This window comes from Rathayibacter sp. AY1F8 (assembly GCF_002932165.1).
Lineage (GTDB): Bacteria > Actinomycetota > Actinomycetes > Actinomycetales > Microbacteriaceae > Rathayibacter.
Genome location: NZ_PSVB01000016.1, coordinates 69418 through 77764 on the forward strand (window position 1 = coordinate 69418; position 8347 = coordinate 77764).

Sequence of the window (8347 nt, forward strand, 5' to 3'; positions counted from 1 at the left end):
ACACCTCGGGCCCGCCGGCCTCTTCGTCGGTCCGGCGGGCGGATCGGCTCCGCTGCGGCCATCGATCCCGGCCGACGGCGCATCGTGGCGCGAACCGAAAGTTAGATTGGTCCCATGAAGCTCGAACTGCGTGGCATCACGAAGCGCTTCGGCGCGCTCGTGGCCAACGACCACATCGATCTCACCGTCGAACCCGGTGAGATCCACTGCCTCCTCGGCGAGAACGGCGCGGGCAAGTCGACGCTCATGAACGTGCTCTACGGCCTGTACCAGGCCGAGGAGGGGGAGATCCTGCTGGACGACGCGGTCCAGCACTTCTCCGGTCCGGGTGACGCCATGAAGGCGGGCATCGGGATGGTCCACCAGCACTTCATGCTCGTCCCCGTGTTCACCGTCGCCGAGAACGTCATGCTGGGCCACGAGGAGACGAAAGCCGGCGGGCGCCTGGACCTCGCCGCCGCGCGCGCCCGGGTGCGCGAGATCTCGGACCGCTTCGGCTTCGACGTGGATCCCGACGCCCTGGTCGAGGACCTCCCCGTCGGCGTGCAGCAGCGGGTCGAGATCATCAAGGCCCTCTCCCGCGACGCCCGGGTGCTCGTGTTCGACGAGCCGACCGCGGTGCTGACTCCGCAGGAGACCGACGAGCTCATCGCGATCATGCGCCAGCTGCGTGCGGCCGGGACCGCCATCGTCTTCATCACGCACAAGCTCCGCGAGGTGCGCGAGGTCGGAGACCGCATCACGGTCATCCGCCTCGGCAGAGTCGTGGGGGAGGCGTCGCCGACCGCGAGCAACGCCGAGCTCGCCTCGCTGATGGTGGGACGCGCCGTCGAGCTGACGGTGCAGAAGGAGCAGGCGGTGCCGGGCGAGGAGGCCCTCGTCGTCTCGAACCTCACCGTGCGCGACGCCAACGGCCAGGCCGTCGTCGACGACGTCTCCTTCGAGGTCCGCCGCGGCGAGATCCTCGCGATCGCGGGCGTGCAGGGCAACGGCCAGACCGAGCTCACCGAGGCGATCATGGGCCTGCAGGAGCGGGTCGAGGGCTCGGTGACCCTGGACGGGCGCCGCCTCGACGGGCTGTCCGTGCGCCGCGTCCTCGAGTCGGGGGTCGGCTTCGTCCCCGAGGACCGCACCGAGGACGGTCTGGTCGCCGAGTTCACGATCGCCGAGAACCTCATGCTCGACCGCAGCGACCGCGGTCCGTTCGTGAAGGGACTGGGCCTGCGGCTCAAGGAGCTCGAGCGCTTCGCCGAGGAGCGGGTGCGCGAGTTCGACGTGCGCGCCCAGGGGATCGGCACCCACGTCGGCCGCCTCTCCGGAGGCAACCAGCAGAAGGTGGTGCTCGCGCGCGAGCTCAGCCGGGAGCTGCGGCTGTTCATCGCGGCGCAGCCCACCCGCGGCATCGACGTCGGCTCCATCGAGTTCGTCCACAAGCGCATCGTCGAGACGCGCGACACCGGGGTCCCCGTGATCGTGGTGTCGACCGAGCTCGACGAGGTCGCGGCGCTCGCCGACCGCATCGCGGTCATGTACAAGGGCGGGATCATCGGCATCGTCCCCGCCGACACGCCCCGCGAGGTCCTGGGGCTCATGATGGCCGGGCAGACGCCCGCCGAGAAGGGAGCGGCGGCGTGAGCGACGCGCAACTGCCCGCGGTCGATCCCGACGCGGAGACCGAGAAGGCGTCCGGGCTCGAGCCCGGCCAGAAGCCGGATCAGGAGGTGCGCACCGGCCCGCTCGAGAGCGGCGCCTCCCGCGTCCTGCGCGAGATCCTCTCCGGCACCGCGCTGATGTCGGTGCTCGCCGTGCTGCTCTCCCTCATCGCGGGCGGCGTGCTGATCGCCGCGACCGACAAGGACGTCCAGGCGGCGTCGGGCTACTTCTTCGCCCGGCCGCTCGACACCCTGCAGGCGATCTGGCAGTCCGTCTCCGGTGCCTACTCCTCGCTCTTCCAGGGCTCGGTCTACAACTTCCGCCGCGAGGGCTTCGCCAACGGCATCAAGCCGCTGACGGACACCCTGGCCTTCGCGACTCCGCTGATCGCCGGCGGGCTCGGAGTGGCGCTGGCCTTCCGCGTCGGCCTGTTCAACATCGGCGGCCGCGGCCAGATGCTGATCGCCGCCGCCTGCGCGGGCTGGGTCGGCTTCTCCTTCGACCTCCCGTGGGGCGTGCACCTGATCGTCGCGCTCGCCGCCGGAATCCTGGGCGGCGCGCTCTGGGGCGGACTCGTGGGACTGCTCAAGGCCCGCACCGGCGCGCACGAGGTGATCCTCACGATCATGCTCAACTACGTCGCGTTCTACCTGATCTCCTACCTCCTGCGGACGCCCGGCGCGCTGCAGGCGCCCGGCTCGAACAACCCGAAGTCGCCCGGGATGAAGGAGACCGCGGTCTTCCCGGCGCTCCTCGGCCCCGGATACTCGCTCACGCTCGGCTTCGTCTTCGCGGTCCTCGCGACCGTGTTCGTCTGGTGGCTCCTGAACCGCTCGACGATCGGCTTCAAGTTCCGCGCGGTGGGGGAGAACCCGCACGCGGCACGGGTCGCGGGCATCGACGTGAAGAACAGCTACGTGTACGCGATGCTGCTCTCCGGCGGCCTGCTCGGCCTCGCCGGCAGCGCCCAGGTGATGGGGACGGTCACGACCGGCTTCACCTCGGGGATCGACGCGGGCATCGGCTTCGACGCGATCACGGTCGCGCTGCTGGGCCGCTCCCGACCCTGGGGCGTGTTCTTCGCCGGCATCCTCTTCGGCGCCTTCAAGGCGGGCGGCTACTCGATGCAGGCCGCTGAGGGCGTGCCGATCGACGTGGTCCTCGTCGTGCAGTCGCTGATCGTCCTCTTCATCGCCGCGCCGCCGCTGGTGCGCGCGATCTTCCGCCTCCCGACGCCCGGGGCCGCCCCGAAGCGCCGCACCCGCCGCACCTCGGAGGTGTCCGCATGAGCACCGCCGTCGCCACCGCCCCCGACCGCGTCGTGATCCGCAGCTGGAAGGCGCCGATCGCGTTCGGCGTCTTCGCGCTGCTCGCCGTCGTCCTCTTCGTGGCCCTCGGCCGCGACGGGACGAGCTCGTTCCGCCTCGCCGCGGGGACCGACTTCTTCGCGCTGCCGGACATCCCGTTCCCGACGCGGGGGACGGGCGTGGTCGTCGCGATCCTCCTGGTCGCCCTGGCCGTCGCGTCGGCCGCGCTCACCCGCGCCGGCCGCCGGATCCCGCTCTGGCTCTCGGCGGTCTTCGCCCTGGTCTTCCTGATCGGGTTCCTCGTCTGGGCGTCGGCCGGTGCCGCGCTGCCCGTCTCGGGGCTGCTGCTCGGGACCGTCGGGCTCGCCACTCCGCTGATCTTCGGCTCGCTCGGCGGCGTCATCTCCGAGCGGGTCGGAGTCGTCAACGTCGCGATCGAGGGGCAGCTGCTCGCCGGCGCCTTCACCGCGGCGATGGTCGGCTCCCTCACCCGCCAGCCGGTGCTCGGCCTGCTCGCGGCGATGGTCGCGAGCGTCCTGGTGTCGTTCGTGCTGGCCGCCTTCGCGATCAAGTACCTGGTCGACCAGGTGATCGTCGGAGTCGTGCTGAACGTGCTGGTGACCGGCCTGACGAGCTTCCTCTACTCCCAGGTCCTCTCCGCCGACGCGTCGACGTTCAACTCGCCGGTGAAGTTCGACCGCCTCCCGATCCCGGTGCTCAGCCAGGTGCCGATCGTGGGCGCCGTCCTGTTCAACCAGACGGTGATCGTCTACCTGATGTACTTCGCGATCTTCGCGGTGTGGTGGGGGTTGTTCAAGACCAAGTGGGGCCTCCGCCTGCGCGCCGTCGGCGAGCACCCGCAGGCCGCGGACACGGTGGGCATCGATGTCGCCCGCACGCGCTTCTGGAACGTCTCCCTCGCCGGGGCGATCGCCGGAGTCGGCGGCGCGTACTACACGCTCGACGCGGTCGGCGCGTTCGGCAAGGAGATGACCGCGGGCGCGGGCTTCATCGCCCTGGCCGCCGTCATCTTCGGCCGCTGGGACCCGATCAAGGCGACGCTCGCGTCGCTCCTGTTCGGCTTCGCGACCAACCTGCAGAACGTGCTCGGCGTCATCGGCTCGCCCGTGCCCAGCGAGTTCATGCTGATGCTGCCGTACGTCGTGACGATCTTCGCGGTGGCCGGTCTCGTCGGCCAGTCCCGCGGACCGGCCGCCGCCGGCAAGCCGTACCTGAAGTCCTGAGAGGAGCCGTCGTGACCGACATCGACTGGGAGGCGCTGCGCGAGGCCGCCCTGGAGGCCATGAGCCACGCCTACGTCCCGTACTCGAAGTTCCCCGTCGGGGTCGCCGCTCTCGTGGACGACGGCCGGACGATCTCGGGCTGCAACGTCGAGAACGCCTCCTACGGGCTCACGCTCTGCGCCGAGTGCGCGCTGGTGTCCTCTCTGCACATGACGGGCGGCGGCCGGCTCGTCGCCTTCACCTGCGTCGACGGGAAGGGCGGCGTCCTGATGCCCTGCGGGCGCTGCCGCCAGCTGCTCTTCGAGCACTCGGCCGAGGGCATGCTCCTCCAGACCGTGTCGGGCGTGAAGACGATCGACGAGGTCATCCCCGACGCCTTCGGCCCGCGCACGCTCGAGGCCTACGCCGCCTCCTAGGGCCGCCGTCACCGCTCCCACTCCCGGACCGAGGACCCCGCATGACCCGCACCACCCCCGTCGAGGACTTCGACGCCGTCGACATCATCCGCACCAAGCGCGACCGCGGCACGCTCTCGACCGCGCAGATCGACTGGCTGATCGACGCCTACACCCGCGGCTACGTCGCTGACGAGCAGATGGCGGCCTTCGCGATGGCGGTCCTGCTGAACGGGATGGAGCGCGACGAGATCCGCGACCTCACCCTGGCGATGATCGCCAGCGGCGAGCGCATGCGGTTCGACGGACTCGGCAAGCGCACGGTCGACAAGCACTCCACGGGCGGGGTCGGCGACAAGATCACGCTGCCGCTGATGCCGCTGGTCGCCTCCTTCGGCGTGGCGGTGCCCCAGCTCTCGGGACGCGGGCTCGGCCACACGGGCGGAACGCTCGACAAGCTGGAGTCGATCCCGGGCTGGCGGGCCGACCTCGGCAACGAGGAGATGCTGGAGCAGCTGCGGACGGTCGGCGGCGTGATCTGCGCCGCGGGCTCGGGCCTCGCCCCCGCCGACAAGAAGCTCTACGCGCTCCGGGACATCACCGGGACCGTCGAGGCGATCCCGCTGATCGCGTCCTCGATCATGTCGAAGAAGATCGCCGAGGGGACCGACGCCCTGGTGCTCGACGTGAAGTTCGGCTCCGGCGCGTTCATGGTCGACATCGAGCGCTCGCGGGAGCTGGCGCGGGCGATGGTCGACCTCGGCAACGACGCGGGGGTGCGGACCACCGCGCTGCTGACCAACATGAACGTGCCGCTCGGTCTGGCCATCGGCAACGCGAACGAGGTGCGGGAGTCGGTCGAGGTGCTCGCCGGCGGCGGCCCCTCGGACGTCCGGGAGCTGACGCTGGCCCTGGCCCGCGAGATGCTGGCCCTCGCCGGGCAGCCGGACGCGGACGTCGAGCGCGCCCTCGACGGCGGCGCGGCGATGGACACCTGGCGCGCGGTCATCCGCGCTCAGGGAGGGGATCCGGATGCGGCGCTCCCCGAGGCCCGCGAGACCCACGTCGTGGTCGCCGAGCGCGACGGCGTCCTGGTGGAGCAGCAGGCGCTGCCGTTCGGCATCGCCGCCTGGCGCCTGGGCGCCGGACGCGCCCGCCAGTCCGACGCGGTGCAGCACGCGGCGGGGATCGACCTGCACGCGAAGCCGGGCGACCGCGTCCGCGCGGGCCAGCCCCTGCTCACGCTGTCGGCCGACGAGCCGGAGCGCTTCGCCCGGGCGCTCGAGGCGCTCGACGGTGCCTACCGGATCGGCGACGACGGCGACGAGGTGCTCGGCGGCGGCCCCCTCGTGGCGGAGCGCGTCTCCTAGCCCCGCGCCGCCCGGCACGGAGGAGGCGCCGCCCGGCGAGCCGCTCCCGCCGACCCTCTAGGGTGGTCGGCGAACCACCGCCGACCCGCGAGGAGCACCGTGACCGATCAGACCGAGGAGTACCTCCTCCCGGGCGAGGGCGTCCTCATCGACGAGCTCCCCAAGGTGTCGCTGCACGACCACCTCGACGGAGGGCTGCGGCCCGGGACGGTCCTCGAGATCGCCCGCGAGACGGGCGTGCCGCTCCCGGCCGAGGAGCCGGATGCCCTCGCCGAGTGGTTCCGTGCCACGGCCGACTCCGGCTCCCTCACCGACTACATCGCCACCTTCGAGACGACGGTCGCCGTGATGCAGACCGCGCCGGCGCTCGAGCGCGTGGCCCGCGAGTTCGTGCTCGACCTCGCCGCCGACGGAGTCGTGCACGGCGAGGTGCGCTGGGCGCCGGAGCAGCACCAGCGCGCCGGGCTCTCGCTCGACGCGGCTGTCGAGGCGGTCCAGGAGGGACTGCAGCAGGGCGTGCAGGAGGCGGCGGCGCAGGGACACCGCATCCGCGTCGGCCAGCTGATCACCGCGATGCGGCACGCCGACCGCTCGCTCGAGGTCGCCGAGCTGGCGCTGCGCCACCGCGAGCGCGGTGCGATCGGCTTCGACATCGCCGGAGCCGAGGCGGGCTTCCCCGCCTCGCGGCACCGTCCCGCCTTCGAGCTGCTCGCGGCGGCGCACTTCCCGACCACGGTGCACGCGGGGGAGGCGGACGGCCTCGACAGCATCCGCTCCGCCCTGCTCGACGGCCGCGCGCTGCGCCTGGGTCACGGCGTCCGGATCGCGGAGGACATCCGCATCGAGCGCCAGGACGACGACGCGAGCTACGTGACCCTCGGCGAGCTCTCGGAGTGGGTGAAGGACCGCGAGATCGCCCTCGAGCTCAGCCCCTCCTCCAACCTGCAGACCGGCGCCGTCGCGGCGTGGGGTGCCGAGCTCGCCGACCACCCCTTCGACCTGCTCTACCAGCTGGGCTTCCGCGTCACGGTGAACACCGACAACCGCCTGATGAGCGCGACGACCCTCAGCCGCGAGCTCGCCCTCCTGTCGGACGCTTTCGGGTACGACCTCGACGACTTCGAGGCCTTCCAGCTCAACGCGGCCCACGCCGCCTTCCTGCCGCTCGACGAGCGCCGCGAGCTCGTCGAGACGATCAGCGCCGGCTTCGAGGCGGCCTGACGGTGCCGCTCGACGCGCTCCCCGAGGAGGCGGTGGCCCTCCGCCACTCCGCCGGATCCTGGCGGGAGGCCGTCCTCGAGGCGGGCCGTGCTCTCGAGCGGACCGGTGCGGTCGACGCCGCCTACTCCCGGCGCATGGTCGAGCAGGTCGACGTGCTCGGGCCGTACATCGTCATCGCACCCGGGCTCGCCCTCGCGCACGCCCGGCCCGGCAACGACGTCCTCGCGGACGGCCTCTCCGTCGTCACGCTGGCCGAGCCCGTCGCCTTCGGGCACAGCACCAACGATCCGGTCTCGGTCGTCATCGGGATCGCCGCCACCCAGGCGCACGGGCACGTCGGCTTCGTCTCCGGGCTCGCCGACGTGCTCAGCCGTCCGGACGCGGTCGGTGCACTCGCCGCCGCCCGCACCCTCCGCAGCATCAACGCCGTCCTCACCGACAGCACCCCGCACCACCCGCACCACGGAAGAAGCGCATGAAGATCGTCACCCTCTGCGGCGCCGGAATCGGCACCTCCGCCATCCTCAAGCTCGGCGCCGAGCGCGCCCTCGAGACCCTCGACCTCGAGGCCGAGGTGATCGCCTCCGACCTGGCCTCCGTCGACGCGCTCGCCGCCGACGCGCAGGTCATCCTCACCTCCGGCGAGCTCGTCGACCGCATCGGCCGCACCTTCGCCGAGGTCGTCGTCATCGACAACTACCTCGACCAGAACGAGATCACGGAGAAGATCGAGCGGGCGCTGGGCTGAGCTCGACTCTGAGCCGCTCCCTGCGCGGCTCAGTGCGGTCGGCCTCCCGACGGGGTGCGTTCCGCAGAGCGTATTCCGTCGGGCTGCCTCGAATCGCTGCCACGCGATTCTCGGACGCGCCCTCCACCTTGCGGTGAGAGGGCGCTCCCTCCTCCTGCTGGTCGAGTAGCCGCAGAGCGGCGTATCAAGACTCCCATTTCCAGGGCGCGATGTGTCTACCGTGCGGTGGGAGGGCGTCCGTCGTCCGCCCCTGCTGGTCGAGTGGCCGCGGAGCGGCGTGCCGAGAGCCGGGTTCCCGCGCGGACGGCTGCTCGGGTCTTGGGGGGTCAGCGGGCGGCGGCGCGGACGTTGCCCGCGGTGGTGGAGCGCGTCATGCCGTGCTGGTTCGTGGATCCGGGGGGGTCGGGGA

General features: G+C 71.9%; 8 protein-coding genes. All 8 read left to right on the plus strand.

Going from position 1 to position 8347, the window contains the following annotated elements:
* Window positions 1-114 precede the first annotated feature (114 nt).
* The 8 genes from C5C35_RS12185 to C5C35_RS12220 all read left to right on the plus strand — a co-directional run bounded on the left by C5C35_RS12185 (window position 115) and on the right by C5C35_RS12220 (window position 7938).
* On the plus strand, window positions 115-1635 hold the full coding sequence (locus C5C35_RS12185; RefSeq protein WP_104249475.1) for an ABC transporter ATP-binding protein: 1521 nt from the start codon (window positions 115-117) through the stop codon (window positions 1633-1635).
* Window positions 1632-2942: an ABC transporter permease gene (locus C5C35_RS12190; RefSeq protein ID WP_208543314.1), complete on the plus strand. Its 1311-nt coding sequence runs from the start codon at window positions 1632-1634 to the stop codon at window positions 2940-2942. Before C5C35_RS12185 ends, C5C35_RS12190 begins: the two co-directional genes overlap by 4 nt.
* Window positions 2939-4204, plus strand: coding sequence for an ABC transporter permease (locus tag C5C35_RS12195; protein ID WP_104232837.1), 1266 nt, complete (start codon window positions 2939-2941; stop codon window positions 4202-4204). The genes C5C35_RS12190 and C5C35_RS12195 overlap by 4 nt, the downstream gene beginning before the upstream one ends.
* A gap of 11 nt (window positions 4205-4215) precedes the next feature.
* Complete coding sequence (locus C5C35_RS12200) at window positions 4216-4620, plus strand: cytidine deaminase (RefSeq protein WP_104223180.1); 405 nt, start codon at window positions 4216-4218, stop codon at window positions 4618-4620.
* A gap of 41 nt (window positions 4621-4661) precedes the next feature.
* Complete coding sequence (locus C5C35_RS12205) at window positions 4662-5969, plus strand: thymidine phosphorylase (protein WP_104263199.1); 1308 nt, start codon at window positions 4662-4664, stop codon at window positions 5967-5969.
* Between the two features lie 99 nt (window positions 5970-6068).
* Window positions 6069-7190 carry an adenosine deaminase gene (locus C5C35_RS12210; protein WP_104249478.1) on the plus strand — a complete coding sequence of 374 codons (1122 nt, stop codon included), beginning with the start codon at window positions 6069-6071 and terminating at the stop codon, window positions 7188-7190.
* 2 nt (window positions 7191-7192) lie between these two features.
* On the plus strand, window positions 7193-7669 hold the full coding sequence (locus C5C35_RS12215) for a PTS sugar transporter subunit IIA (RefSeq protein WP_104223177.1): 477 nt from the start codon (window positions 7193-7195) through the stop codon (window positions 7667-7669).
* Window positions 7666-7938 carry a PTS sugar transporter subunit IIB gene (locus C5C35_RS12220; RefSeq protein WP_104226416.1) on the plus strand — a complete coding sequence of 91 codons (273 nt, stop codon included), beginning with the start codon at window positions 7666-7668 and terminating at the stop codon, window positions 7936-7938. The genes C5C35_RS12215 and C5C35_RS12220 overlap by 4 nt, the downstream gene beginning before the upstream one ends.
* Window positions 7939-8347: the final 409 nt, after the last annotated feature.